The organism is Streptomyces subrutilus, from assembly GCF_008704535.1.
GTDB classification, from domain to species: Bacteria; Actinomycetota; Actinomycetes; order Streptomycetales; family Streptomycetaceae; genus Streptomyces; species Streptomyces subrutilus.
On sequence record NZ_CP023701.1, the window covers coordinates 1753825 to 1780188 of the forward strand.

General features: G+C 73.6%; 20 protein-coding genes and 1 pseudogene. 11 read left to right on the plus strand and 10 right to left on the minus strand.

Annotated features, from left to right (window positions below):
- The first annotated feature begins 82 nt into the window (after window positions 1-82).
- From CP968_RS07605 to CP968_RS07635, 7 genes are all read left to right on the plus strand, one after another.
- Window positions 83-1183: a Gfo/Idh/MocA family protein gene (locus CP968_RS07605; protein ID WP_150517269.1), complete on the plus strand. Its 1101-nt coding sequence runs from the start codon at window positions 83-85 to the stop codon at window positions 1181-1183.
- 127 nt (window positions 1184-1310) lie between these two features.
- On the plus strand, window positions 1311-2336 hold the full coding sequence (locus tag CP968_RS07610; protein WP_150517270.1) for an NAD-dependent epimerase/dehydratase family protein: 1026 nt from the start codon (window positions 1311-1313) through the stop codon (window positions 2334-2336).
- A complete protein-coding gene (locus CP968_RS07615; protein ID WP_208835982.1) occupies window positions 2333-3490 on the plus strand; it encodes a DegT/DnrJ/EryC1/StrS family aminotransferase in 1158 nt (385 codons plus the stop codon). The genes CP968_RS07610 and CP968_RS07615 overlap by 4 nt, the downstream gene beginning before the upstream one ends.
- Window positions 3487-4251: an acetyltransferase gene (locus CP968_RS07620; protein ID WP_150517271.1), complete on the plus strand. Its 765-nt coding sequence runs from the start codon at window positions 3487-3489 to the stop codon at window positions 4249-4251. The genes CP968_RS07615 and CP968_RS07620 overlap by 4 nt, the downstream gene beginning before the upstream one ends.
- On the plus strand, window positions 4248-5363 hold the full coding sequence (locus tag CP968_RS07625; RefSeq protein WP_150517272.1) for a DegT/DnrJ/EryC1/StrS family aminotransferase: 1116 nt from the start codon (window positions 4248-4250) through the stop codon (window positions 5361-5363). The genes CP968_RS07620 and CP968_RS07625 overlap by 4 nt, the downstream gene beginning before the upstream one ends.
- Window positions 5364-5395: 32 nt before the next feature.
- Entirely contained in the window at window positions 5396-8701 is a 3306-nt protein-coding gene (locus CP968_RS07630; RefSeq protein ID WP_150517273.1) for a DUF4082 domain-containing protein, read from the plus strand.
- Entirely contained in the window at window positions 8698-9744 is a 1047-nt protein-coding gene (locus CP968_RS07635) for a glycosyltransferase family 2 protein (RefSeq protein WP_150517274.1), read from the plus strand. The genes CP968_RS07630 and CP968_RS07635 overlap by 4 nt, the downstream gene beginning before the upstream one ends.
- Before the next feature lie 59 nt (window positions 9745-9803).
- Here the strand turns inward: CP968_RS07635 and CP968_RS07640 are convergent, their stop codons facing one another.
- Window positions 9804-10493 carry a hypothetical protein gene (locus CP968_RS07640; RefSeq protein ID WP_189828849.1) on the minus strand — a complete coding sequence of 230 codons (690 nt, stop codon included), beginning with the start codon at window positions 10491-10493 and terminating at the stop codon, window positions 9804-9806.
- Window positions 10494-10573: 80 nt separating this feature from the next.
- On the opposite strand from CP968_RS07640, the gene CP968_RS07645 reads away from it, so the two are divergent.
- Together CP968_RS07645 and CP968_RS07650 are read left to right on the plus strand one after the other, a co-directional pair.
- The gene (locus tag CP968_RS07645) at window positions 10574-12676 is read left to right on the plus strand and encodes an O-antigen ligase family protein (RefSeq protein WP_150517275.1); all 2103 of its coding nucleotides are present in this window, start codon (window positions 10574-10576) and stop codon (window positions 12674-12676) included.
- Window positions 12677-12696: 20 nt separating this feature from the next.
- Window positions 12697-13617: a glycosyltransferase gene (locus CP968_RS07650; RefSeq protein ID WP_244330571.1), complete on the plus strand. Its 921-nt coding sequence runs from the start codon at window positions 12697-12699 to the stop codon at window positions 13615-13617.
- Window positions 13618-13634: 17 nt separating this feature from the next.
- Here the strand turns inward: CP968_RS07650 and CP968_RS07655 are convergent, their stop codons facing one another.
- The 9 genes from CP968_RS07655 to CP968_RS07695 form a co-directional block, all read right to left on the minus strand.
- The gene (locus tag CP968_RS07655) at window positions 13635-14444 is read right to left on the minus strand and encodes a glycosyltransferase family 2 protein (RefSeq protein WP_229886061.1); all 810 of its coding nucleotides are present in this window, start codon (window positions 14442-14444) and stop codon (window positions 13635-13637) included.
- A gap of 69 nt (window positions 14445-14513) precedes the next feature.
- A complete protein-coding gene (locus CP968_RS07660) occupies window positions 14514-15632 on the minus strand; it encodes a hypothetical protein (RefSeq protein WP_229886059.1) in 1119 nt (372 codons plus the stop codon).
- A gap of 6 nt (window positions 15633-15638) precedes the next feature.
- Window positions 15639-17153, minus strand: coding sequence for an oligosaccharide flippase family protein (locus CP968_RS07665; protein WP_229886058.1), 1515 nt, complete (start codon window positions 17151-17153; stop codon window positions 15639-15641).
- A complete protein-coding gene (locus CP968_RS07670; protein WP_229886057.1) occupies window positions 17150-17872 on the minus strand; it encodes a YveK family protein in 723 nt (240 codons plus the stop codon). The genes CP968_RS07665 and CP968_RS07670 overlap by 4 nt, the downstream gene beginning before the upstream one ends.
- A gap of 63 nt (window positions 17873-17935) precedes the next feature.
- On the minus strand, window positions 17936-19075 hold the full coding sequence (wecB, locus tag CP968_RS07675) for a non-hydrolyzing UDP-N-acetylglucosamine 2-epimerase (protein ID WP_150517277.1): 1140 nt from the start codon (window positions 19073-19075) through the stop codon (window positions 17936-17938).
- 4 nt (window positions 19076-19079) lie between these two features.
- Complete coding sequence (locus CP968_RS07680) at window positions 19080-20336, minus strand: nucleotide sugar dehydrogenase (protein WP_150517278.1); 1257 nt, start codon at window positions 20334-20336, stop codon at window positions 19080-19082.
- Window positions 20336-21106, minus strand: a complete 771-nt coding sequence (locus tag CP968_RS07685) for a WecB/TagA/CpsF family glycosyltransferase (RefSeq protein ID WP_150517279.1) — start codon at window positions 21104-21106, stop codon at window positions 20336-20338. The genes CP968_RS07680 and CP968_RS07685 overlap by 1 nt, the downstream gene beginning before the upstream one ends.
- Entirely contained in the window at window positions 21103-22272 is a 1170-nt protein-coding gene (locus CP968_RS07690; protein WP_150517280.1) for a hypothetical protein, read from the minus strand. Before CP968_RS07690 ends, CP968_RS07685 begins: the two co-directional genes overlap by 4 nt.
- 429 nt (window positions 22273-22701) lie before the next feature.
- On the minus strand, window positions 22702-23301 hold the full coding sequence (locus CP968_RS07695) for an acyltransferase (RefSeq protein ID WP_150517281.1): 600 nt from the start codon (window positions 23299-23301) through the stop codon (window positions 22702-22704).
- A 544-nt stretch (window positions 23302-23845) separates the two neighbouring features.
- Between CP968_RS07695 and CP968_RS34710 the strand changes: the two are divergent.
- A pseudogene (locus tag CP968_RS34710) lies at window positions 23846-25156 on the plus strand (replication initiator); the annotation flags it as partial.
- A complete protein-coding gene (locus CP968_RS07700; protein WP_229886095.1) occupies window positions 25142-26359 on the plus strand; it encodes a tyrosine-type recombinase/integrase in 1218 nt (405 codons plus the stop codon). The pseudogene CP968_RS34710 and the gene CP968_RS07700, both read left to right, overlap by 15 nt.
- Window positions 26360-26364 lie beyond the last annotated feature (5 nt).

A 26364-nucleotide genomic window follows, 5' to 3' on the forward strand; every position in this document is an offset into this window, starting at 1 on the left:
CGGCGTTTCCCTCCATCACACGTGCCCCGGCCCCGAGGTGGCGGCACGCCGTCCGGCGTGCGCGGAAGGAAGGGGTAACGCTGTGAAGCACACCGCGAAGGACGCGGACGGGGCCGCCGGCACCGCCGGGCAGGAGCCTTCGGCACCGTTAGGCGTGGCCGTGGTCGGCGCCGGGTACTGGGGTCCCAATCTGGTCCGCAACTTCCAGTCCAGTCCGGAGTTCCGGCTCCACTGGCTCTGCGACCTGAACGTGGACCGGGCCCGCCAGGTGCTCGGCGGCTACTCCACGGTGCAGGCGACCGCGGACTACGCGGCGGTCCTGGCCGACCCGGCCGTCGAGGCGGTCGCCGTGGCCACCCCGGCCGGCACCCACCTGGACGTCGCACTGGCCGCCCTGCGCGCCGGGAAGCACGTCCTGGTGGAGAAGCCGCTGGCCGCCACGTACGAGGACGGTCTGGCCCTGGTGACCGAGGCCGAGGAGCGCGGCCTCACCCTCATGTGCGACCACACGTACTGCTACACCCCGGCGGTCGCCCGCATCCGGGAGATGGTGCGCGCCGGCGAACTCGGCGACATCCAGTTCGTCGACTCGGTGCGGATCAACCTGGGGCTGGTGCAGAAGGACGTCGACGTCCTGTGGGACCTGGCCCCCCACGACCTGTCGGTCCTCGACTTCATCCTCCCGGACCACGTCCGGCCGGTGGCGGTCGCCGCGCACGGCGCGGACCCGATCGGGGCCGGGCAGTCCTGCGTGGCCTACCTGACGCTGCAGCTGAACACCGGGGCCATCGCGCACGTGCACGTCAACTGGCTGTCCCCGACGAAGGTGCGGACCACCATGGTCGGCGGCTCCAAGCGGACCCTGGTGTGGGACGACCTCAACCCCACCCAGCGCGTGGCGGTGTTCGACCGCGGGGTGGACCTGACCGCGCCGCAGGAGATCGGGGTGGACGAGCGCCGCGACATGCTCGTCTCCTACCGCACCGGTGACATGGTCGCGCCCGCCCTCGGCGAGAAGGAGGCGCTGCGCAGCATGGTCGAGGAGTTCGCCGCGGCGATCAGGACGGGCCGCCCGGCGCTGACCGACGGCCGGGCCGGCCTCCAGGTGCTGGACATCCTCGAAGCGGCCTCCCGGAGCCTGGAGTTCCGCGGCGCGGTCGTCGGACTGCGCACCGGGCGCTGACCGTCCGCACCGCCCGGACACGGGCGCCGCAGGGGCGGCCGCACCGGCCGCCACCGGGACCGCCGCCGCGTGCGGCAGGGCCGGGCACCGCACGGAACACCACGACCGACTCAGTAGGGGCAGGGCGTTGAGCAGCGTACGAGGCAAGAGGATTCTGGTCACCGGCGGAGCGGGCACGATCGGCTCGCACCTGGTGGACCTGCTGGTGGACAACGGGGCACGCGAGATCGTGGTGCTCGACAACTTCGTCCGGGGCCGGACGGCGAACCTGGCCCGGGCCCTGCCCAGCGGCGTGGTGGACGTCGTCGAGGGCGACATCCGCGACGTGGCGGCGGTGCGCAAGGCGACGGAGGGCGCCGACCTGGTCTTCCACCTGGCGGCGATCCGGATCACCCAGTGCGCGGAGGAGCCGCGGCTGGCCAACGAGGTCATGGTCGACGGCACGTTCAACGTGCTGGAGGCGGCGGCCGCGGCCGGGGTGGGCAAGGTGATCGCCTCGTCCTCGGCCTCGGTCTACGGGCTGGCGGAGGCCTTCCCGACCACCGAGCGCCACCACCCGTACAACAACGACACGTTCTACGGCGCGGCGAAGGCCTTCAACGAGGGCGTGCTGCGCAGCTTCCACTCCATGTACGGGCTGGACTACGTGGCGCTGCGCTACTTCAACGTGTACGGGCCCCGGATGGACATCCACGGGCTGTACACCGAGGTGCTCATCCGCTGGATGGAGCGGATCGCGGCGGGCGAACCGCCGCTGATCCTCGGCGACGGCACGCAGACGATGGACTTCGTCCACGTCCGGGACATCGCGCGCGCCAACCTGCTGGCGGCCGAGTCGGAGCGGACCGACGAGGTGTTCAACGTGGCGAGCGGCACCGAGACCAGCCTGCTGGGCCTGGCCCTCGGCCTGCTGGAGGCGATGGGCGCCGACGGGCTGGTCCCGGAGCACGGCCCGGCCCGCGCCGTGAACGGGGTGACCCGGCGCCTCGCGGACACCTCGCGGGCCGCGGAGGGGCTCGGCTTCACCGCGGAGATCGGCCTGCGCGACGGGCTGCGGGACCTGGTGGACTGGTGGCGGGCCGAGCGCGCGGCCGACACCGCCGCGGACACCGCAGCCGGCGCCCCCGTCCCCGCGGGGGAGGCCGGCCGATGAGCGCCCCGGACCCGGCGGCCGCGGACCGCATCCCGGTGATGGTGCCGTGGCTGGGCGAGGCGGAGGCGCGGGCCGCCGCCGACGCGGTGCTGTCCGGCTGGGTCGCGCAGGGACCGCGCGTCGCCGCCTTCGAGCGGGCCTTCGCGGAGCGGGTCGGCGCCGAGCACGGCATCGCGGTCAGCTCGTGCACCACGGCCCTGCACCTGGCGCTGATCGCGCTGGACCTCGGTCCGGGCGACGAGGTCGTCGTGCCCTCCCTGTCGTTCATCGCCACGGCCAACGCGGTGCGCTACGTCGGCGCCCGGCCGGTCTTCGCGGACGTCGAGGAGGCCACCGGCAACCTGACCCCCGACACCGTGGACGCCGTCCGCACGCCCCGGACGAAGGCGGTGATCGCCGTCCACCAGGGCGGGGTGCCCGCGGACGTGCACGCGCTGCGGGCGGCCTGCGCCGACTGGGACGTCGCGCTCGTCGAGGACGCCGCCTGCGGCATCGGGGCCACGGTGGGCGGCAAGTCCGTGGGCCGGGGCGCGCTGCTGGCCGCCTGGTCCTTCCACCCGCGCAAGGTGATCACCACCGGCGAGGGCGGAATGCTCACCACGGACGACGCTCGGTGGGCGGAGCGGCTGCGGCGGCTGCGCGAGCACGGCATGAACGTGTCCGCCGCGCAGCGGCACGCGAGCTGCACACCGATCGTCGAGAGCTACCTGGAGGTCGGCTACAACTACCGGATGACCGACATCCAGGCCGCGGTCGGCCTGGTGCAGCTGGACCGGCTGGACGCCATCGTGGCCCGGCGGCGGCAGCTCGCCGCCCGGTACGCGGAGCTGCTGCGCACGGTGCCGGGCCTCTCACCGGTCCGGGACCCCGCCCACGGGCAGGGCAACTTCCAGTCGTACTGGGTGCTGCTGGCCGAGGACTTCCCGGTCGGTCGGGACGCGCTGCTCGCGCTGCTCGCCGAGGCCGGGATCTCGGCCCGGCGCGGCATCATGGCCTCGCACCTGGAGCCCGCGTACGCCGGGCACGGCGCGGCCGCGCTGCCGGTGACCGAGCGGATCAGCCGCGACTCGCTGATCCTGCCGCTCTTCCACACGATGACGGACGGGCAGCAGGACCGGGTGGTGGCGGCGCTGCGCGGGGCGGCCGGCGGATGAGCGGCCCGGGGGCCGAGGACCTGCTGATCGTCGGCGCGGGCGGCTTCGCCCGGGAGACCGCGCAGGCCGTGCGGGACGCGGCCGCCGTGGACCTGGCCGACGGGCGCGCCCCGCGGTGGCGGCTGGCCGGGCACCTCGACGACGACCCGGCCCTGCACGGCCGGGAGGTCGACGGGGTGCCGGTGCTGGGCGGCTGCGGCCTGGTGCGCGAGCGGCCGCGGGCCCGGGTGGTGGTGTGCGTGGGCAGTCCGCGCGACTACGCCGTACGGGCCCGCCTGGTGCGGCGGCTGGACCTGCCGGAGCAGCGGTACGCGACGGTGGTGCACCCCGCGGCGGCGGTGTCGGGGTCCTCGGTCCTCGGGGCGGGTTCGGTGCTGCTGGCGCACTGCGTGCTGACGGCGGCCGTGCGGGTCGGCGCCCACGTGGCGGTGATGCCGCAGGCGGTGCTGACCCACGACGACGTGGTGGAGGACTTCGCCACGCTCGCCTCCGGCGTCCGGCTGGGCGGCGGGGTGCGGGTGGAGCGGGGGGCGTACGTGGGCGCGGGCGCGCTGGTCCGCGAGCACACGACGGTCGGCGCCTGGTCGCTGACCGGGATGGGGAGCACGGTCCTGGGGGACGTGCCGGCCGGCGAGGTGTGGGCGGGGAGCCCGGCCCGCCGGCTGCGCGAGGCGGACGGTCCGGCGCTGGACGCGCTGCGGGCCGATGGCGAGAAGTCCGGCCGGGGGCCGGAGACACGGATGGGGAGCACAGTCAGATGAACCAGATACCGCTCGTGGACCTGAAGGCGGCGCACGCCGAGGTGGCCGACGCCCTGGGCGCCGGATTCGACCGGGTGCTGGCGAACACCGCCTTCATCGGCGGCGAGGAGGTCGCGGCGTTCGAGCGCGAGTACGCCGCGTTCGCAGGGGTCGCGCACTGCGTGGGCGTGGCCAACGGCACGGACGCCCTCGAACTGGCCCTGCGGGTGAGCGGGGTGGGCGTGGGCGACGAGGTGGTGCTGCCCGCCAACACCTTCATCGCCACCGCGGGCGCCGTCGCCCGGATCGGCGCCCGGCCGGTCCTGGTCGACTGCCTGCCCGACACCCTGCTGATGGACCCGCGGGCCGCGCTGGAGGCGGTCGGCCCGGCCACCCGCGCGGTGGTCCCGGTCCACCTGTACGGGCAGTGCGCCGACACCGCCGCGCTGGCGGCCGGGCTGCCGGCGCACGTCCGGGTGGTCGAGGACGCCGCGCAGAGCCAGGGCGCGACCCGCGACGGCCGCTCCCCCGGCTCCGGCGGCATCGCGTCGACCAGCTTCTATCCGGGCAAGAACCTGGGCGCGTACGGGGACGCGGGCGCGGTGGTGACCGACGACGCGCGGGCCGCCGACCTGGTGCGGGCGCTCGCCAACCACGGCGGCACCGCGAAGTACCGCCACGACGTGGCCGGGTTCAACAGCCGGCTGGACGGTCTGCAGGCCGTGGTGCTGCGCGCGAAGCTCGCCCTGCTGGCGGCCGGGAACGAGGCCCGCCGGGCCGCCGCCGCCCGGTACGACGCGCTGCTGGGCGGCCTGGCGGCCGCCGGGCGCGTCACCCTGCCGGTCACGGACGGGGGCAACGCGCACGTGTGGCACCTGTACGTGGTGCGGGTGGCCGGGGCGGACCGCGACGCCGTCGTCGGCAAGCTCAACGCGGAGGGCATCGGCGCGGGCGTGCACTATCCCGCCCCGGTGCACCTGACCCCCGCCTTCGCCCACCTCGGGCACGCCCGCGGCGACTTCCGGCACGCCGAGGAGGCCGCCGACCGGATGCTCTCCCTCCCGCTCTTCCCGCAGATCACCGCCGCCCAGCAGCAGCGGGTCGTGGACGCGCTCACCGACGCCCTGCGCTGACGCCCCGGGCCGACGCCAAAAAAGAGGTCCAGATGAACAAACGGACAAGGTTGCTCCGGTACGGTCTGTTCACCGTGGTCGCCGTACTGATGGCCACGGTCCTGCCGCCGGCCTCGGTGGCCGGCGCTGCGGCCGACCCGTGCGGTCCCGGCTCGAACCCGATCGTGTGCGAGAACTCCAAACCGGGCACGCCGATGTCCGACTGGTTCGCACCCAGTGCGTACGGCGACATCAAGGGCTTCAGTGCCCAGATGAGCGTGCAGGCCGGCGACACGGTGCAGTTCAAGGTCCAGTCGCCGACCCCCTACCGGGTGTCGGTCTACCGGCTGGGCCACTACGCGGGCGACGGCGCCCGCATGCTGTCGACCCCCGCCCAGGCGGCCCAGACGTACCCGGCGAACGTCGCGTCGGGCGGCAGTCCGCGCAGCTGCACCACCAAGCCGGCCACCGGCCTGGTCGACTGCGGCAACTGGCCGGTCACGGCCACGTGGAGCGTGCCCTCCGACGCCGTGTCCGGCCTGTACATCGCCAACTTCGACCAGGCGGACGGCAACGGGGTGATGCCCTACCCGTTCGTCGTCCGCAACGACTCCAGCCGCTCCGACATAATCGTCCAGACGAGCGACCAGACCTGGCAGGCGTACAACAACTACGGCGGCCAGGACCTCTACGACGGCGGCGGGCCCGCGCCGGACGGCCGCGCGTACGAGGTGAGCTACAACCGGCCGATGGACATCGGCGGGGAGAACGGGATCTACGGGTCCGAGTACCAGATGATCGCCTGGCTGGAGCGCAACGGCTACGACGTCAGCTACATGTCCGGCATCGACATGTCGACACGCGGCGCCCAACTGCTGGGCAACCACAAGGTGTTCATGTCCTCGGGCCACGACGAGTACTGGACCCAGGACCAGTTCACCAACGCGCTGGGCGCACGCCGCGCCGGGATGCACCAGACGTACTTCAGCGGCAACGAGGTCTTCTGGAAGACCCGGCTCGCCCCGAGCATCGACGGCGCCAACACCGCCAACCGGACCCTGGTCTGCTACAAGGAGACCAAGCTGTCCTTCCCGCAGCCCAACGGCGTGCCCGACCCGAGCGGCATCTGGACGGGCACGTTCATGGACCCGGCGAGCGCCACGAACGGGCGTCCGTTCCAGCCGCAGAACCAGCTGACCGGCTCGCTGTTCACGGTGAACGGCTACCGCAGCGACGCGATCACCGTGCCGGGCGCCTACGCCAAGATGCGCCTGTGGCGCGGTACCACGGTGGCGAACCTGACCCCCTCCCAGACCGCGACCTTCCCGGTGGGCACGCTCGGCTACGAATGGGACGCCGACGTGGAGGACGCCGGGCGGCCGCCGGGCCAGATCCGGATGTCGTCCACCACGGTCGACATCGACGACGGCAAGCTGCGGCTCGACTACGGCAACACGTACGGCAACGGCACCGCCACGCACAGCCTGGTCGCCTTCCGGGACCAGACCTCGCGCGCGCTGGTCTTCGGCGCCGGCACGGTGCAGTGGTCCTGGGGGCTGACCAACATGCCCACCAACAACCCGGACGACACCGTGGTCACCGCGGACAAGCGGATGCAGCAGGCCACGGTCAACGTCTTCGCGGACATGGGCGTGCAGCCCAGGACCCTCCAGTCCGACCTGGTCACGGCCGCCGCCTCCACCGACACCGTCGGCCCCGCCGTCACGGTGACGAGCCCGGCGGCGGGCGCCACCGTACCGGCGCTGCGTCCGGTGACCGTCACCGGCACCACGGCGGACACCGGCGGCGGGGTCGTCGCCCGCGTGGAGGTCTCCACCGACGGCGGGACCACCTGGAAGGCGACCACGGGCATCGGCTCGTGGAGCTACAAGTGGACCCCCACCGCCCCCGGCGCGGTGCAGATCAAGGTGCGCGCGGTGGACGACAGCGTCAACACGGGCGCCACCACCACCGTGCCGCTGACCGTCGGACCCCAGCAGTGCCCCTGCACCGTGTGGCCGGCCGCCGCCGTGCCGGGCACGGTCAACGCCGGTGACGGCAGCTCCGTCGAGCTCGGCGTCAAGATCCGTTCCTCGGCGCAGGGCTCCATCACCGGCGTCCGGTTCTACAAGTCGCCGGCCAACACCGGGACGCACACCGGCAGCCTGTGGAGCAGCAGCGGCCAGCGGCTGGCCACCGGTACTTTCACCAACGAGACGGCGTCCGGCTGGCAGCAGCTGAACTTCTCCTCGCCTGTCCCGGTCAAGGCCAACACCACCTACATCGCCTCCTACTTCGCACCCAACGGGGGCTACTCCCACGACACCACCTTCGCCTCGGCCGACGCCGGGCTGGCCCCGCTCACCGCGCTGCGCAGCGGCACCGACGGCGGCAACGGCGTCTACCGCTACGGCAGCGCCGGCGGCTTCCCGTCCACGGCCTCCTCGGGCAGCAACTACTGGGTGGACGCGGTCCTGGACACCTCGACCGCGAGCACCACGCCCCCCTCGGTGACCGCGACCACCCCGCAGTCGGCCGCGACCGGCACCTCGATCACCTCGACGGTGAAGGCCACCTTCAGCGAGGGCATCGACGCGGACACCCTGGTGTTCACGCTCAAGGACTCGGCCGGGGCCGCCGTCCCGGGTTCGAAGGTCCTCGGCGCCTCGAACAGCGCCACCTTCACCCCGGCCGGCGAGCTCGCCCTGAACGCGACCTACACGGCCTCGGTGCAGGCCGCCGACCTGTGGGGCAACACCATGGCGGCGCCCGTGACGTGGACCTTCACCACCAGCACCAGTCCCCCGGCCGTCACCTGCCCCTGCACCCTGTGGGGGGCGGGCACCGAGCCGAGCACCGCCAACGTGGGCGACGACACCAACTCCGTGGAGCTGGGCACGCGCTTCCAGTCGGCGGTGGGCGGCTACGTCACCGGCGTCACCTTCTACAAGGGCCCGGGCAACACCGGGGTGCACACCGGCAGCCTCTGGTCGGCCACCGGCACCCTGCTGGCCACCGGCACCTTCGGCAGCGAGACGCTCTCGGGCTGGCAGCAGCTCCACTTCGCCACCCCGGTGGCGGTCACCGCGGGCACCACGTACGTGGCCTCCTACCACGCGCCGAACGGCCGGTACTCGGTCGACGGCGGCTACTTCGGCGCCGCGCACCGCTCCTACCCGCTGGTCGCCCCGGCCGACGGCAGCGGAGGCGCGAACGGCCTCTACGCGTACGGGTCGGCGAGCGCGTTCCCGACGAACACCTTCGGCTCGGTGAACTACTGGGTCGGCCCGGTCTTCACGACCTCGCTGCCGGCCTCCAAGCAGTCGGACGACGCGGCGACGGAGGTGACCGGCCGGTGAGCACCGTCAGCGTGGTGATCCCCTGCTACAAGTACGGCCACTTCCTGGCCGACTGCGTCCGCAGCGTCCTCGACGAGCAGCCGGGCGTCGACGTCCGGGTCCTGATCATCGACGACGCCTCGCCCGACGACTCCGCGGACGTCGCGCGCGCCCTGGCCGCCGGCGACCCGCGCATCGAGGTGCGGGTCCACGAGCGCAACCGGGGCCACATCGCCACCTACAACGAGGGCCTGCTGGAGTGGGCCGACGGGGACTACGTCGCCCTCCTCTCGGCGGACGACCGGCTGGTCCCCGGGGCCCTGGCCCGCTCCGCCGCCGTGCTCGACGCCCACCCGGAGGCCGGTTTCTGCTACGGCCGGCCGCTGCGCTTCCGGCACGGCGGCCCGCTGCCCGCGGCCCGCACCCGGGCCACCGGGTCCGTGGTCTACCCCGGGCAGTGGTGGCTGGAGCGGCGCTTCCGCGAGGGCACCGGGTGCATCACCTCGCCGGAGGTGGTGGTGCGCACCGCCCTCCAGCGCAAGGTGGGGGGCTACGATCCGCAGCTGCCGCACGCGGGTGACATCGAGATGTGGATGCGGCTCGCGGCCCACGCCGACGTCGGCTATGTCCGGGGGGCCGACCAGGCCTTCTACCGGGTCCACGGGAACAACATGTCCACCACGGACTTCGGCGGGCAACTGGACGACCTGCGCCAGCGGCTGGTCGCCTTCGACTCGGTGCTCGACAAATGCGGGGACCTGCTCCCGCAGGCCGACGCGCTGTCGCTGGCGGCGCGCACCCGGCTCGCCCGGTACGCGCTGCGGCGCGCCTACCGGGCGTACGACCGGGGGCGCACGGACGTGGTGCCCGTGGACGAGCTCGTCGGGTTCGCCGCGCAGTGCCTGCCGGGCTACGCCGAGCTCGGCGAGTACCGGGCGCTGCTCCGGCGCCGGCGCGTCGGCGCGCGCGCCATGCCGTACCTCCAGCCGCTGGTGCTCTCGGCGGTCGCCGACCGCGGGCGCGAGTGGCTGTGGTGGAAGTCCTGGGAACGCCGAGGGATCTGATGAACGACCCGCACCACCGTCCTGTCCGTTCGGCCCGGCCGGCCCGGAGTCCCGCTGCGTCAGCGGGACGCCGCGCCGGCCGGTACCCGGTCCCCGGCGGCCGGGTGTCCGCCGCCGGCGCCGGCGCCCTCGCGCCGGCGCCGGCGGCGCGCCAGGAGCCGGTCGGTCCACAGGGCGCCGGCCACCGAGGCGACGGCCGCCAGCAGGGCCACCCCGGCCAGGGCGCGGCTCTTGGTCCCGGTCTGGGCGGCCGCCGCGGGCGGCACGAGGAGGTCCACGCTCATCCGCGCCCGGTCCGGGATGCCCTGCTGCGTCTGCAGGTCCGCCAGGTGCTTCGTGTAGACCTCGATGACCGTGCGGGCGGCCGCGTCGGCCGCGGCGGGGTCGGAGTGCTCGGCCTGCACCTGGAGGGAGGGGATCAGGTAGCGGGGGGTGACGCTGGTGCCGCTGTTGCGCGGGATCATCCGGTAGGTGCCGCCGACCCCGGCGGCCCTCAGTTCGGCCGCCCCCGCGGGCGACTCCAGCTGGCGCACGGCCGCGTAGGACACGGCCGCGAGCGGCGGCTGGAGGTTGGCGAGCTGGTTGGGCTGGCTGCCGGTCACCGGCGGTTTGAGCACGACGATCGCCGTGCTCACGTACGTCGGGTCGGGGCGCAGGACCTGGAGGGCTCCGGCGGCCGCCAGCAGCAGCGCCACGACCAGGACGTACCAGCGCCGGCGCAGCGCGCGGACCAACTCACCAGGCGTCAAGGGACTTCCTTCCGTCACCCCCGATCCTCCCAGCTCAATGGAGAGACCGCCATCAATTCCCTTACCTCGCGGGGGCGTTCGTGACCATCGGCGAGATAGGCGCGGTGCTGCGCCGCCGCTGGTACGTGATGGTGCCGCTGACGGTGCTCGGCCTCCTCGCGGGGCTGCACATGTACCGCTCGGTCCCGGTGTCCTACCAGTCGCAGAGCTCGGTGGCGCTGCTGGACTCCACGGCGGTGGCCGAGCTCGCCCCCGCCTTCGGCAACCCGATCTCCAACGCGGGCGGCGCACTGGTCGTGACGGCGGACGTGCTGATCCGGACCCTGTCGGGGACCGACGCGGCGCGGGACCTGCGGGGCCTGGGCGTCAGCGACCCCTACACGGTCGGCTTCGCCGCGAACACCTCGGGCCCGATGCTCACGCTGACCGTCACCGGGACCGACCGGGCGAAGGTGCTCAAGGAGACGAACACCCTGACCGTCTTCGCCGGGGAGCAGCTCGACGCGCTGCAGGCGGCGGCGGAGGTCCAGCCCGCGTACTTCGTGCAGACCGCGCCCGTGGTGCTGCCGCAGACGCCGGTGCCGCAGCTGAAGAGCCGCTACCAGCAGGTACTGGGCGTCGTCATCGTCGGCACAGCGTCCGGTTTCGCCCTGTCGTTCGTGACGGAGACCCTGGTGGTGGCCGTCCGGCGCCGGCGGGCCGCCGCGGCGGTCGTGGCGGCCGGCGCCGAGGGGCCCGCCGGCGTCCCGGACGGCTCGGCCGTCCCGGGCGCGGGTCCGGCGCCCCGGCGCCGCAGACGGCCGCGGGGCAGGCCGCTGGACGCGACCGCCGTGCTCACCGGCTATGTGGCGCTGGCCTTCTTCATCCCGTCGAACCTGACGCTGCCGGGTCTGGGCGGGGTGGGCACCCCGGCGAACGTGTTCGCGATCCTCGGCCTGCTCTGGTACCTGGCGACCTGGATCACGGGCCGCATCCGGCCGCCCGCGGGGACCCGGCTGCCCCGGGTGGTGCTCTGCCTGCTGGCCCTCGCGGTGCTGGGCTCGTACCTCGCCAACGCGACGCGCGGGGCCACGCACAAGGAGGTCCTGAGCGCGGACCGCGGGCTGATCGGGCTGCTGGTCTGGGTGTCCCTGGTGGTGCTCGTCTCCGCGGGCGTCCAGGACCGGGCCCGTCTCGACGCCCTGCTGCGCCGGGCCGTCGTGATGGGGGCGGTGGTCGCGGCCATCGGCTACTACGACTTCTTCACCGCGACGAACATCGCCGACCACATCTCCCTCCCCGGCCTGTCGTCGAGCGTCCCGCAGATCACCACCCTGGACCGCGGCTCGTTCACCCGGCCCCGGTCGACCACGGCTCAGCCGCTGGAGTTCGGCGGGATGCTGGCGCTGCTGCTGCCCTTCGCCGTGCAGCAGGCCTTCGATCCCGTCCGCCGGCACCTGAGCGGCTGGCGCCGCTGGGCGCCGGTCGCGCTGATGGGCGGCGCGCTGCCGCTGACGGTGTCGCGGACGTCCATCATCGGGGCGCTCATCGTGATCCTGGTGATGGTGCCGCGCTGGAAGCCGCAGCGGCGCTGGACGGCGATCGGGCTGCTGCTGGGTTCGGTGGCCTGCTTCAAGGTGGTCGTCCCGGGTCTGCTCGGCACGATCACCACGCTGTTCGCGTCCTTCCTGGCCAACTCCGACAGCAGCACGCAGGCGCGCACCGTGAAGTACAGCGCGATCCTCCCCTACCTGGGCGAACGCCCGCTGTTCGGACGGGGGTTCGGCACCTTCCTGCCCGAGCTCTACTTCTTCACCGACAACCAGTACATGCTGACCCTGGCCGAGATGGGCCTCGTGGGGATGCTGGCGCTCCTGCTGCTCTTCTTCACCGGCATCCACCAGGGCGGCGCCATCCGCAGGCTGGCGCGGACCGAGTCGGACCGGGAGCTGGGGCAGGCGTTCTTCGCTTCGGCCCTCGTCGCCCTGGTCAGCAGCGCCACCTTCGACGCCCTCAGCTTCCCGATGTTCGCCGGGATGTTCTTCCTGACGATCGCCGCCGGAGGCAGCTGCCTCGGCTTCGTCCGGCGCGCGGCGCCCAAGCCCCTCACCGTGGAGTCCCCATGCCCTCCCGCAAGTCCGCACCCGACCCCGCCCGCGGCGCCGTCCCCCACGCCGGGCCCGGCGCCCCTGCCGGTCCCCTAGCCGGCCGCCCGGACGGGCCCGTGGCCGTCCTCGTCGTCACCTGGAACAGCGCGGCGGTGCTGCCGGAGTTCCTGGCCTCCCTGCCCGGGGGCATGGCCGGGCTCGACTGGCACCTGGTCGTCGCCGACAACGCCTCCTCGGACGGCACCGAGGAGCTGGTCCGCTCCCTCGCACCGGAGGCCACCGTGGTGCAGACCGGCCGCAACGCCGGCTACGCGGCCGGCGTCAACGCCGCCCTGGCGGCCGCCTCCGCCCGGGAGGGCGGCCTGCGCACGGCCCTGGTCTGCAATCCGGACGTCCGGATGGGGCCCGGCTGCGCCAAGGTCCTCGTGGACGCCCTCGACGCACCGCTGCCGGGCGGCACCCGGGTCGGGATCAGCGTCCCGCTGCTGTACGAGGAGGGCGGGCGGACGCCGGTGCACTCGCTGCGCCGCGAGTCCCGGGTGACGCGGGCACTGGGCGAGGCCGTGCTCGGCAACCGGCGGGCCGGCCGGTTCCCGCGCTGGAGCGAGCTGGTCACCGACCCGGCCGCGTACGGGCGGGCGACGGTGGCGGACTGGGCGACGGGCGCCCTGATGGCCCTGTCCCGGGGGTGCCTGGACGCGTGCGGGCCCTGGGACGAGTCGTTCTTCCTGTACTCGGAGGAGACCGAGTACTGCCTCAGGGCCCGCGACCGCGGTTTCGCGACCCGCCTGGAGCCCGCCGCCTCGGCCACCCACCTGGGCGGGGACTCCCAGGTGTCCCCGCGCCTGTGGACACTGCTGACGCTCAACCGCGTACGGCTCTACGGGCGGCGGCACGGGCCGGTGGCGACCGGCGCCTTCCGGATGGCCGTCCTGCTGCGGGAGACCTCGCGGGCGGCGCTGGGCCGGCCCGCGAGCCGGGCCGCCGCGCGCGCCCTGGCCAGCCCCTCGGCGCTGCGGGCGGTCCCGGGGCCCTGACCGGGGCGGGCACGGGGTCACCCGGGGGGCGGCGGGCCGTCCCAGGCGGTGTAGAAGCTCTCCGGGTTGACCAGGTAGCGGACGGTGGGGCGGGGCAGGTGGCGCACCGCGTGGCGGCGGGCGTAGCGGCGGACGAGCTCCCAGTCCTCGCGGGGCAGCACCTCGGGGGTGCGCCGCAGCCGGCTGAAGTGGAGGGCCGGGGTGCGGCGGGCCACGAAGGCGTTGGTGTCGAGGAAGGCCTCGTGGGCGGCGCGGCGGCGGTCGAAGGGGACCGACAGGACGTCGTGTTCCCGGCCGTCGGGCAGCACCCGGCGCAGCGCCGTGTAGACGGCGTCGGGTCCGCCGGCCGGTTCGAGGACCGCCAGCGCCTGGGCGAGGTGGTCGGGCTCCCAGAGGTTGTCGTCGTCCAGGAAGGCCACGTACCGGGACCGGGTGAGCCGGATGCCCACGTTGCGCACGACGCCGGCGGTGGCCGTGTTGCGGGCCAGGGACACCGCGAACAGGCGGGGATCGGCGGCCAGTTCCGGCAGGCCCGCGCCGTCGTCGACGACGATCACCACGTGGTCGGCCACCGTCTGCGCCAGCGCCGAGCGGACGGCCTCGCGCAGCGCGTCGGGGCGCCGGTGGGTGGCGATCACGGTGGCGACGAGTGCGGCCGGCGGCCGGCCCAGGACCGCCGCGAGCCGTGCGGTCTCGGCGGCCTCGAAGCGGCGCAGCCGCACGGCGGACGGGGCCAGCAGCAGTTTGTTGCGGGCCTCGAAGAGCACCAGCCAGCCGAAGGTGCGCTTGAGCACCTCCCAGGGGGCGCGCGCGATGCGGCGCATCATGGACTCTCCGTCCTCGGTCGGGTTCCGCCGGTCGGGGCCGGCGGTCGGGGCGCCGGGCAACGGCGCGGGTCAGGGGGCGGGTTCGGGGATGACGGGCCGCCCGTCGGACATGCGGTTGCCGCGCCACACGTTCCCCGCGCCGCCCGCGTTCCAGGCGGCCACGGGACCGTAGGCCCCGCTGCCCGGGTGGTACTGGGTGGAGAAGACGTTGTCGGTGACCTGGATGCCGGTGGCGCCCGGGCCGCCGCCGTACAGGGCGTACGCGCCCCCGGCCAGCCAGTTGCCGTCGACGACGACGGAGGAGACGACGCCGGTGTCGGCGAACAGGCCGACGGCGGCGGTGGCCCCGCGGTCCACCGGGACGGGGTTGAGCAGCGTGTTGCGGCGGATGGTCAGCCGGCCCTTGTTGCCGCCGCCGCTGATCACGGCGTCGGTGTGCTGCCATTCGCCGCCCTGGTTGCGGAAGGCCACGATGTCGTGCACGTAGTTGTCGTGCAGGTCGCCCTGGCCCATGGACAGGGCGTTGCCGAAGACGGAGATGTCGCACCAGCCGACCTCGATGGAACTGCCGCCCATGTTCGACACCGCGTAGTTCACGCCGCCGTTGTCGGGGCCCTTGCCGGGCAGGGCGGTGATGGTGGTGTGCAGGACCCGCAGGCCGCTGAAGCCGGGACGCAGGTTGATCCCCCACCAGTTGGTGGAGGTGATCCTGCTGTCGATGACGGTGACGTCGTTGGCGTAGACGTCCAGGGAGCCGCGGATGTCCCAGCCCCTGATGACGGTGCCGTCGGTCTTGACGGACAGGTTGCCGGTGTCGTGCTTCTCCAGCGCGATCCGCGGGCCGGTGCTGCGCGCGTCCGGGAATCCGCAGGCACCGGGCGAATCGGTGCACACCGCGGCGGACGGAGCCGGCCCGGCGCTGCCGGCGGGGGCCGCCGGGGTGGCCGGGTCCGGGGCGGCCGGGCTCGCGGAGGCCGACGCGCTCGCGGAGGGCGGCGGGGCGGACGAGGGTACGGGCGCGGCCGGGCCGGGGCCGGGGACGCCGGGGCACCGCGGGGCGCTGTCCGGGCAGGGGGCCGCCCGGTGCTCGCCGACGCCGGTGTGGTCGGCCCGGTAGAGGACCAGGACGAAGGCCAGCAGGGCTCCGGCGAGCAGCCAGGCCACCAGCCGCCTGCGGTCGGGGATCACGGCGGCCTACCCGGCTGCCGGTTCGGCGGCGGCCTTGGGCCCGCTCCCGCGCAGGAAGGCGCGGCTGGGCAGGACGCACAGGGCGTAGCACAGGAGCCCGGCGGCGCCGGTGGCCAGCAGCGCCAGCACCCCGTCGCCCAGCAGCCGTTCCAGGCCGAGGACGACCAGGGTCATGGCCGCGCCGCCGAGCAGCGGCCAGGCGCAGGCCCGCCCGACGGTGCCCAGGCGGATGCCGGCGCGGTGCAGGGCGGTGAGGAACACCGGCACCACGATGCCGCAGGCCACCACCACGTGCCCTTGGGCCACGCCGACGATGCCGCCGCTGCGGGCGCCGATCAGCAGGGCGGGGACGAGGAGGACGAGCCAGAGCCCCTGGACGCCGATGAGCGAGCGGCGCCGGCCGACGGCCACCAGGCAGTCGTAGGCGAGTTCGCAGCCGATCCGGACCAGGCCGAGCGCCATCAGCCACGGCAGCGCCGCGGCCGCGGGCCCCCAGCGGTCTCCGTAGACGAGGTCCACGATCGGCCCGGCGAGGACGGCCAGCAGGACGCAGAGCGGGACGGTGCCGGTGACCACGACGCCCAGGGCCCGGCCGAAGCCGGAGGCCAGCGCGGCGGGCGAGGCGGCCAGCCGGGAGAAGCCGGCGAAGGAGACCCGGCGGGCGGCTTCGGAGATGATCCGGACGGGCCAGCCGGAGATGTTGAAGGCCAGCACGTAGAAGCCGAGGGCCAGTTGGTCGAGGCTGGCGCCCACCACCATGGTGTCGACGTTGACGACGCCCAGGGCGAGCATGCTGGCGCCGGCCAGCGGCAGCCCGAACCGGAGCAGTGCGCGGGCCTGTTCCCGGTCCCAGCCGAACTTCAGGGTGCCGGGCGCGGCGAGGCAGCAGCCGGCGAGGGCGGCGACGTTGCCGACGACGGATCCGACGGCGAAGCTCATCGCGCCCCAGCCCTCGACGGCCAGCAGCAGGGTCACCGCGGTGCTGAGGACGAAGTTGAGGCCGTCGATCGCCATCCGCCGGCCCTGCGCGAACTCCCGGGTGAGGAAGCCGGCGGGCACCTGGGAGAGGCCGTCGAGGACCACGCACAGGCACATCACGCGCAGCACGCCGGAGGCCTCGGGCGAACCGAGCACCTCGGCGACGGCGGGCGCGGACGCGAACAGCGCCGCGTACAGCAGGCCGCTGGAGACCGCGCTCAGGGTCAGGACGGTGGGGGCGAAGCGGCGCGGGTCGCCCTCCCAGCGCACGATCGCGAGGGAGACGCCGAGTTCGTTGGCGGAGAGGAGCACCAGCAGCACCGTCTGGGCGATCCCGTACACGCCCCAGGCTTCGGGGCCGAGGAAGAAGCGGGCCAGGACGATGCCGGTGGCGAAGTTGCCGAGCCGCATGACGACGGTGTTGACCAGGCTCCACCGCGCCGCCGAGCCGACCTTCCGGCCCAGCGACGGTTCGGGCGGCGGGGCGGGGGGCTCGGCCGCCGTGTCCGCCTCCCCCAGCGGGCCGGCCGTCGGGCCGGTCACCGCGCGCCCGCGATGCCGGCCGGGGCCGGCGACCCGTCCGCGGCCGGTGCGGCTCCCTCGGGGGCGGGCCGGTGGCGGCCGGGCCGACGCCGGCGGGCCTCCACGAAGAAGGTCGCCACCAGGCTGAGCACGAAGCCCAGGGCGCCCGCCATGATCAGGTACTGGAGCCGGGTCTTGGTCTGCGCCTCCGGCTTCTGCGGGGGCACGATCGTCGCCATGCGGATCATGGCCTCCGGGGTCACCGACTGCTTGGTCTGGAACTCCTGCAGCCGCTTCTCGGCGTAGGCGGTGAAGATCTCGTCCGACTTCAGCACGGCGGCCGGGTCGGTCCCGGTGACGCTCAGCCACATGAACGGGCCCTGCGCGTTGTCGGCGATCTTCGCTTCGTGCTGTCCGGTGACGCCCAGGGACTTCAGGTCGGCGACGGCGTCGTCGGAGTTGAGGTTGCGGGCCAGGCCGTCGGCCATGCCGGTGAGCGAGGCCTGGGTGCTGAGGAAGGGGTTGCCGTCGAAGGCCACCGTGGCCTTCTTCGAGTTGAGCAGCGTCACCGTGCTCTGCGACCGGTACTCCACCGGGACCAGCAGGTACAGGCCGGCCGTCAGCGCCGCCGTGAGCGCCAGGCCGGGCAGCAGCACGTACCAGCGCCGGCGCATGACCCGCCAGATCTCCGCGAGGTCCATGGTCGTCTTCCCCCTCGCGGCCGCGTCCTCGTCCTGCACGCGGCCGCACGTTCGTTCATTGCGGTGGTTGCGGTGGTGCGGTGGTTGCGGTGGTCCGCAGGGCTACGGGTGCCGCGGCCCGGTGTCCGCCACGTCCGGGACGAGGTCGGTGGGCCGGGGCCGGGTCCGCGCGGTGCCGCCGTCGAGCAGGACCTGCGCGATGCGCTCGCTCGCGCGGCCGTCCCAGAGTGCGGGGCAGCGGGGCGCGGGCGGGTCGTCGAGCACCCGGTGCACGGTGGCGACGATGCGGTCGGGATCGGTGCCGGCCAGCACGTTGGTGCCCTCCGTCACGGTGACGGGCCGCTCGGTGTTCTCCCGCAGCGTCACGCAGGGCACGCCCAGCGCGGTGGTCTCCTCCTGGACGCCCCCGGAGTCGGTGAGCACCAGGCGGGCGGAGTCCTGGAGGGCGATGAAGTCGAGGTAGCCGGCGGCCGGCACCACCCGGACGCCGCCCGGTACGCCCAGTTCACCGATCCGCTCCGCGGCCCGCGGGTGCACGGGCAGCAGCAGCGGACAGCGCCCCGCGACCTCGCCCAGGGCCTTGAGCAGGCCGCGCAGCGCCCCGGGGTCGTCCACGTTGGCCGGCCGGTGCAGGGTGACCAGGCCGTACCCGCCGCGGGTGAGCCCGTACCGGGCCAGGACGTCGGAGCGCCGGGCCCGGTCGAGGTTGGCGAGGAGGGTGTCGATCATGACGTTGCCGACGACGTGGATCTGGTCCTCGCGGTAGCCCTCGCTCCGCAGGTTCGCGGCGGCGTCGGCCGAGGGGGCCAGCAGGTAGTCGCTGACCCGGTCGGTGGCGACCCGGTTGACCTCCTCCGGCATGGTCCAGTCGCGGCTGCGCAGCCCGGCCTCCACGTGGGCGAGGAGCGGGCCGGCCTTCGCGGTGACCAGGGCGCAGGCCAGGGTGGAGTTGATGTCGCCGACCACCACCACCGCGTCCGGTGCCACCTCGTCGAGGAGCGGCTCGAAGGCGGCCATCACCCGCCCGGTCTGCTGGGCGTGGCTGCCGGAGCCGGCCCCCAGGTGGCGGTCGGGGCTGCGGATGCCGAGGTCCCGGAAGAACACGTCGTTCATGGACGCGTCGTAGTGCTGGCCGGTGTGGACGAGCAGCACCTCGGCGCCGCGGCGCTCCAGGGCGTCCATCACCGGTTTGATCTTCATGTAGTTGGGTCGCGCTCCGGCGACGCAGACGATCCTGGGCATGGCTTCAGAGCACCTCCACGTTGGGTCCGGCGACCCGGTTGCGGCAGTCCAGGACGAAGGAGGCGTGCTCGGTGACCATCGCGTAGTCGAAGGAGTCGTGGTCGGTGAGCAGGACGACCACGTCGGCGGCGGCGATCTCCTTGCGGGTGGGCTCGACGCGCACGAGGCGGGCGTCGACCTTGATGGACTCCACCACGTGGGGGTCGGCGGCGCGCACCTTGGCCCCCATGTCCAGGAGGAGCTGGGAGATGCGGACGGCGGGCGACTCGCGGGCGTCGCCGGTGTTCTTCTTGTACGCGAGTCCCAGCAGCAGGACGCGCGAGCCGTTGACGGAGCGGCGCTTGGAGTTGAGCGCGTCGATGACCCGGCGGGTCACGTACTCGGGCATGTGGCTGTTGATGTCGTTGGCGAGCTCGACGAAGCGGAAGCTCTGGCCGAGTTCCCGCTGGACCCGCCAGGACAGGTAGGACGGGTCGATGGGCAGGCAGTGCCCGCCGACGCCGGGGCCGGGGGTGAACTTCATGAAGCCGAAGGGCTTGCTGGACGCGGCTTCGATGGCCTGCCACACGTCGATGTCGAGGTGCCGGGCGAACATGGCGATCTCGTTGACCAAGGCGATGTTCACGTGCCGGAAGGTGTTCTCCAGCAGTTTGGCCAGCTCGGCCTCCTTGGGCGAGCTCACCGGCACGGTGGTGTCGACGAGGTCCCCGTAGAAGGCCTCGACGGCCTTGAGGGAGCGGGCGTCGACGCCGGAGACGACCTTGGGGGTCTGCTGGAAGCCCCAGACGGTGTTGCCGGGGTCGATGCGCTCGGGGCTGTAGCCGAGGTGGAAGTCGGCTCCCGCGGTGAGGCCCGACCCGTCCTCCAGGAGCGGTGCGAACAGTTCCTCGGTGGTGCCCGGGTAGGTGGTGGACTCCAGGATGACGGTCGCACCGGGCCGCAGGTAGCGGGCGAGCGTACGGGCCGACTCCTCGATGTAGCGGAGGTCGGGGGCCCCCTCCTGTAACGGGGTGGGCACGGTGACGACGGCGACGTCGAAGCCGCCGCAGTCCCGGGCGTGCTCGCTGGGCCGGTAGCTGCCGCGCTCCAGTGCGCGCACCAGCCGTTCGGAGGCGACGTCCTCCACGTACGACTCCCCGGCGGCGAGGCTCTTGACCCGCCGGGTGTCCACGTCGTAGCCGATCACCTGGTGTCCGACCTCGGCGGCCCGGACGGCCAGCGGCAGTCCGACGTATCCCTGTCCCACGACGACGACGCGCATCAGTGACTCCTGTTCGCGGAACCGGCAGACGGTGTGCGGTGGATGAGTTCCCTGGCCGTCATCAGCAGGAAGGCGGCGTTGGTGGTGAGGTAGCGCTTGCCGAGGCGGCGCGGTTCCTGGAGGGTCCGGTAGAACCATTCGAGTCCCATCCGCTGCCAGACCAGGGGGGCTCGTCTGGTGATGCCGGCGAGGATGTCGAAGGAGCCGCCGACCCCGTGCACCACGTGGGCGCCGGTGCGCTTGCCGTAGCCGGCGGTGAAGATCTCCTTCTTGGGGGAGGTCATGCCGAGGAACAGCAGCTTCGCGCCGCTGTCGGCGACGGCGTCGGCGATCGGCCCCTGGTCGGAGTCGTCGAAGTACCCGTCGCGGCTGCCGGCCACCCGCAGCGCGGGGAAGCGCTCGGCGATCCGGGCGAGCATCAGGTCGAGGACGCTCTGCCGGGCGCCGAGCAGGTAGACGGGGATGTCCGCGGCCTCGGCGGCGGCGAGCAGCCGCATGAAGAGGTCGATGCCCGCGACGCGTTCGGGGAGGCGTACGCCCAGGACGCGGCCGGCCCAGACCACGGCCTGGCCGTCGGCCAGGACGAGGTCGCAGCCGGCGACGGCCGCGGCGAGGCGCGGGTCGCGCCGCATGTTGACCAGCTTGGCCGCGTTGACCATGCCGATCTCGATCTGCTCGCCGCGCCGGACGGCCTCCAGGCAGCGCTGGACGGTCTCCTCCATGGTCAGCGCGTCGAGCCGGACGCCGAAGAGGGAGTGTCTCTGGCTCATCCCCGCGGCCCCCCGAGCCAGGCGAACAGCATCCAGCCGAACTCGTAGGGCCGGCATTCGCGGTCCACGGAGAGCGGGCGGAAGAGCCGGTCGAGCGGGGCGAGCCGGGCCTGCGGGACCACCTTGGTGGTGAGGCCGCGGGCGGCCCGCACGGCCTTCTTCGGGTCGCCGCGGTAGACCTTGCGCCAGGTGACGCCCAGGTCGTCGAGGACCATCGGCTCGCGCGGGGTGCCGGCGGGTCCGGCGATCTCGGGCACCCGCGCCATCCAGCCCAGGCCCCGGCGGATCTCGGCGCCGAAGTCGGTGCCGCCCGCGTCGGCGAGGTCGAACAGCGCGGTGGGCGCCATCGCGTGCTGGTGCACGCTGTAGACCGGGTAGCCCTCGATCACGGTGCCCCGGCGGGCGTCGTAGTGCCACCACCACTGGCCGCCGTCCCCCTGGAGGGCGCAGATCCGGGCGGCGCAGGCGTCGGCGGCCGCGAGGGCCCGCGGGTCGGCGCCGCTCGCGTGCAGCCGGGCCAGCGCCTGGAGCGGATAGGTCTGGTCGGCGAAGCAGGCCACGTGGGAGCGGTAGCCGGGAACCAGCCCGGGCGCGGTGGCGTGCCCGAAGAGCGGTCCGTCGCCCTCCCGGGCCGCCAGCAGCCGGTCGCGGGCGGCCGGGATGCGGTCCTCCACGTCGGCCGAGGTGCGGGCGGCGGCGAGGGCGGAGAGCACCCAGGCCGCCTCGACGGTGTACTGCGGGCGCCCGGGTACGTCCAGTACGGCCACCCGGGCGAGGGCGTCGGACAGCTTGGGGTGCCCGGTCTCGGCGGCGGCCCAGGCGATGAGCGCCGCGTCCCCGAGGTTCTCCACGGCGGGCAGCCGCTCGACGAGCAGCCCCGTGAACTCCTCGGCGGTGCGCCCGCCGAACAGGGCGCGCTGGCGGTCCTCGGGCAGGAACCGGGCTCCGAGCGCGGTGATGGCCGCGTAGCGGGTACTGGTCCCGCGCTGCTCCAGGCTGCGGACGCCCTCCGGTGAGATCCGCCCGACGCGGGTGAACACGAAGGTCTCGTCGCCGGGCAGGTACATCGCGGGAAGCCCCGCCTCGGCCAGTCCGAGCAGCCGTCCGGCGAGGGCGTGCAGCGACGGGTCCGCCGCGGCGAGTGCTGCTAATCGTGTCGTGGTCACCGGATTCCCACCCCGGCCCCCCGGGTGCTGCGCGCACCCCGTATGTCCGAGCTGTACGGCTCCAACACACCTACCCCCTCTGAAATCGCTCCTCGGACGGACCTGGCGGTCGTCCCTCCGCGGAGGGGATTGCGCGCGACGGCGCCCGCGCCGCGCGGTGTCCTCCCACCGACGGCACGAGCCGTCCGGTGTCCGCGTGGATCCCCCCAGCGGCGCCCCGGACCGGAGCACGCGCGTCCCACCACCGGCCCCGGGCGCGCGTGGGCGCCGGTGACCGCTGGGTCCGCTGTGCTCTCGTCGTGTACAACCCCCCACTGAGCCACGCCCGTTGGCTGCTCAGATCCCGTGTACAGGGACAAGGTATGCCCCTGGATGTTCGTTGATTGTGGTTTTGAGGAAATGCCGATGCCCTGATTTGCCGACGTCCCGTCAGCTGCGCTCGACGAGCGTTCCGTCCTTCTCCTCGTGCAGGGCGCCGGTCCGCGGGCACTCCCACACGCCCGGCTCCCCCGCCCGCTCGGCCAACCGGACCCCGGCCCTCCCCACCCAGCCGATCCGCCGGGCCGGCACCCCGGCCACGAGGGCGAAGTCGGGCACGTCCCGGGAGACCACCGCGCCGGCCGCGACCAGCGCCCACCGGCCGATCCGCACCCCGGCCACGCACACCGAGCGGGCCCCGAGCGAGGCGCCCTCGGCGACGACCACCCCGGACGCCTCCCAGTCGCCGCCGCGCTTCTGCCGGCCGTCGGGATCGACCGCGCGCGGGTAGAAGTCGTTGGTGAGCACCACGGCCGGGCCGATGAACACCCCGTCGCCGAGGACGGCCGGCTCGTAGACGAGGGCGTAGTTCTGCAGCTTCACGTTGTCCCCGATGCGCACACCGGGCCCCACGTAGGCCCCGCGCCCCACGATGCACCCGCGCCCGAGGCGGGCCTCCTCGCGTATCTGGGCCAGTTCCCAGACCGTGGTCCCCTCCCCGAGCTCGGCCGTCTCGTCGACCTGGGAGGTGGGCTGAATGCGGACACTCACGGGGCGTTCCCCTTCACCGCTCGCGGGGCGTGCGGACGAACGGGCCCACAGACCCCCGGTCCCGCACGAGTACGAACGGAGCATATGCGCCCCGACCCGCCCGCACGGGCCCATCAACCGACTGTTCACGCAACGGACTTGGCGGGGCGGGGCGGGCGGGGTGTGTGGCGGGCGGGGGGCCCGTCGGGCGCACCGGCGACGACCCACCGATGGGCCTCCACCACGACGTCGCCTTCAGCTGCCTGCTGCGGGACGGCACGCCCGACCGGTCATGGACGCTCCGCGCCGGCGCCTCGGGCTGACCCGAGCGGTCGGCCGGGCTCGCCGAGGAGGAGCCGAGACCACCGGTCCGGACGCCAATGCCGATCACCTCTTTGCGGACCGGCGATCCGCCGGCATTGCCGTCGGCCACTGCCGTCGAGCACGTAGAAGCCCCCGACACGGTCTACGCCCATGCGAGACTCCGCCTGCTGCACTTCTGCGGCGTACTCACCCTCGCACTGAACACCGCCGAACCGCTGCTCACCGGCCACTACGACCGGGCATGCCTGGACACCATCGCTCCCCTCCTGCTGCTCGGCTGGGGCCGCGTCGGCCCGGCCTTCCTCGCCCAGTTCCACACCGCCACCGACCCCACCCCGCATCTGGAGGCCACCACCACGTCCATCCCCGCCCCTTCCCCCGTCACCGAGTCGGAGCCCGACCCTGCACCCGCTCCCGAACCCGCCACTCCGGCCCCCGAGCCGCTCACCGTCGCCACGCCCGTGTCCGCCCCGGCCGTCGTGCCCTCCGTGATCGAGGCGCCCGCGCCCGCCCGGCCTCTGCCCCCAAGACGGCCGCAACCGGCTCCCGTCCGTCCGTCCCTGCCTGCCTGCCTGCCTGCCTGCCTGCCGCACTGCTGGACCCCACGACCTACGACTACGCGGGCGCGGTCCTGTTCAACGCTCACGCCTCAGCACCGTGGGCCCGCTTCACGATCTACCTGCGCCGCGAGATCACCGCCCGGCTCGGCCTCACCCAGAAGGCCGCCCGCGCCGTCCTACGGGTCTCCTTCGCCAAGGTCGCCGAGTACCAGAAGCGCGGCCTGGTCCACTTCCACTCCGTCATCCGGCTCGACGGACCGGACGGCAGCACCCAGCCCCCACCGCCGTCCGCCACGGTCACCCTGCTCGCCGATGCCATCCGGGCTGCTGCCACCCGCGTCCGTGTAACCGTCGTGTCGGACGCGATTGGGGAACGCGAACTCGCCTGGGGAGAAAAGCTCGACGTACGCGAGATCGCCGCCTTCGGCACCGACGACGAACTGACCGACCAGGCCGTCGCCGCCTACGTCGCCAAGTACGCCACCAAGTCCGCAGACGCCGCCGGCACCCTCGACCGCGCCTTGTACTGCCGCCCCTGCCACGGCCGCGGCGCCACCCTCATGTCCCGTGGAACCCCGCTCCCGTGCACCGCTTGCAAGGGCACCGGACAGGCCCGGCCCCTGCTCCGGCTCGCGGTCGCCCGCCACGTACGGCAGATGATCCGCACCTGCTGGGAGCTGGGCAAGCTGCCGGAGTTCGCTGGCCTCAAGCTCTGGAAGTGGGCGCACATGCTCGGCTTCCGGGGCCACTTCTCCACCAAGTCCCGCTGCTACTCCGTCACCCTCGGCGCACTGCGCGACGCCCGCCGCGCCTGGCGCACCGACCAGGCCCGCACCCAAGCCGGCCTGCCCGAGCCCGACCCGACGACAACCCTCGTCATCGGCCACTGGGCCTACCACGGTTCGGGTTACAACCCCGGCGCCGGACTCCTCGCCGCTGGCGTATGGCACCGCAGAGAGCTGGAACGGCAGTTCGCAGTGGAAGGGGGCTGCTACCAGCGCAAGGACGGACGCTGGGAAGCCGCCGGCTACGTCCTCGCCCCGGGTAACACCCGCAAGCGCATCCGCGTCTACGGCACCACGCGCACGGAAGCCCTGGCCAAGCTCACCGAGAAGATCGCAACCAGCAACCGCGGCGTCCCCGTGCCGTCCGCGCAGGGAAGCGTTAGCGCATACCTGACGTACTGGCTGGAAGCCGTCGCCGTCCACCAGCTCCGCGAGAACACCCACACCCGCTACACCACCTGCGTCAACCAGCACCTCATTCCCGGCCTGGGCAAGAAACGGCTCGCCAAGCTCACCGCCAAAGACGTCCGCACCTGGCTCAACCAGGTACGCACCACCTGCCAGTGCTGCGCCCGCGGCATCGACGCCTGCCGCGATCAGCCCCATTGCTGCGCCGCCGGAACGTGCTGCTCCAAGCAGCTCTCCCCGCTCACGCTGGCGTACATCCACTCCGTACTCAAGTCCGCCTTGGAGCACGCCGTCCGCGAGGAGGAGATCCCACGCAATGTCGCCCGCAACGTCCGAACTGGTACACCACGCCCCCGCCGCTTCGAACCACTCACGGCCGACGAAGCCCGCCAGTTCCTCGCTGCCGCCCGTAACGAACGTCTGTTCGTGCTGTACGAACTCGCCCTCCGCACCGGACTCCGCAAGGGCGAACTCCTCGGACTCCAGTGGGAAGACCTCGACCTCGACAAGGGCACTGCCAGCATCCGCCGCACACTCCAGCGCACCCAGACCGGTGGGCTCACCGCCCTACCCACCAAGACCCGGGCATCCGAACGCCGTATCGCTCTCCCCGGCGAGTGCATCCACTCGCTGAAGGAACACCGTGAAGCACAGGAACGAGAACATGAGGCGGCAGCGGAGGGGTGGAAGGACAACGGCCTCGTCTTCAGCACGCCGACAGGAGGGCCGATCGATCCTGCGAACCTCAATCGCAGCTTCCGTAGCCTCCTTACTCAGGCAGGGCTCCGACGTATCCGCTTCCACGACCTACGACACTCCACCGCCACCCTGCTCCTGGAGCAAGGCGTCGAACTCGTCGTGATCAAAGAACTCCTCGGCCACGCCCACATCGGCGTCACCGCCACCGTCTACGCCCACGTCCGACTCCGCCTCCAGCGCGACGCCATCGACCTCCTCAGCCACACACTCCACAACCCCGCCGTGCACCAACCGGCCCGATGACCGTG

Bases quoted from the DNA above. Each gene is read 5' to 3' on its own strand.
- CP968_RS07615 (WP_208835982.1), top strand. From the start codon at position 2,333: ATGAGCGCCCCGGACCCGGCGGCCGCGGACCGCATCCCGGTGATGGTG.
- CP968_RS07620 (WP_150517271.1), top strand. From the start codon at position 3,487: ATGAGCGGCCCGGGGGCCGAGGACCTGCTGATCGTCGGCGCGGGCGGC.
- CP968_RS07625 (WP_150517272.1), top strand. From the start codon at position 4,248: ATGAACCAGATACCGCTCGTGGACCTGAAGGCGGCGCACGCCGAGGTG.
- CP968_RS07630 (WP_150517273.1), top strand. From the start codon at position 5,396: ATGAACAAACGGACAAGGTTGCTCCGGTACGGTCTGTTCACCGTGGTC.
- CP968_RS07655 (WP_229886061.1), bottom strand. From the start codon at position 14,444: ATGATGCGCCGCATCGCGCGCGCCCCCTGGGAGGTGCTCAAGCGCACC.
- wecB (WP_150517277.1), bottom strand. From the start codon at position 19,075: ATGCCCAGGATCGTCTGCGTCGCCGGAGCGCGACCCAACTACATGAAG.
- CP968_RS07680 (WP_150517278.1), bottom strand. From the start codon at position 20,336: ATGCGCGTCGTCGTCGTGGGACAGGGATACGTCGGACTGCCGCTGGCC.
- CP968_RS07685 (WP_150517279.1), bottom strand. From the start codon at position 21,106: ATGAGCCAGAGACACTCCCTCTTCGGCGTCCGGCTCGACGCGCTGACC.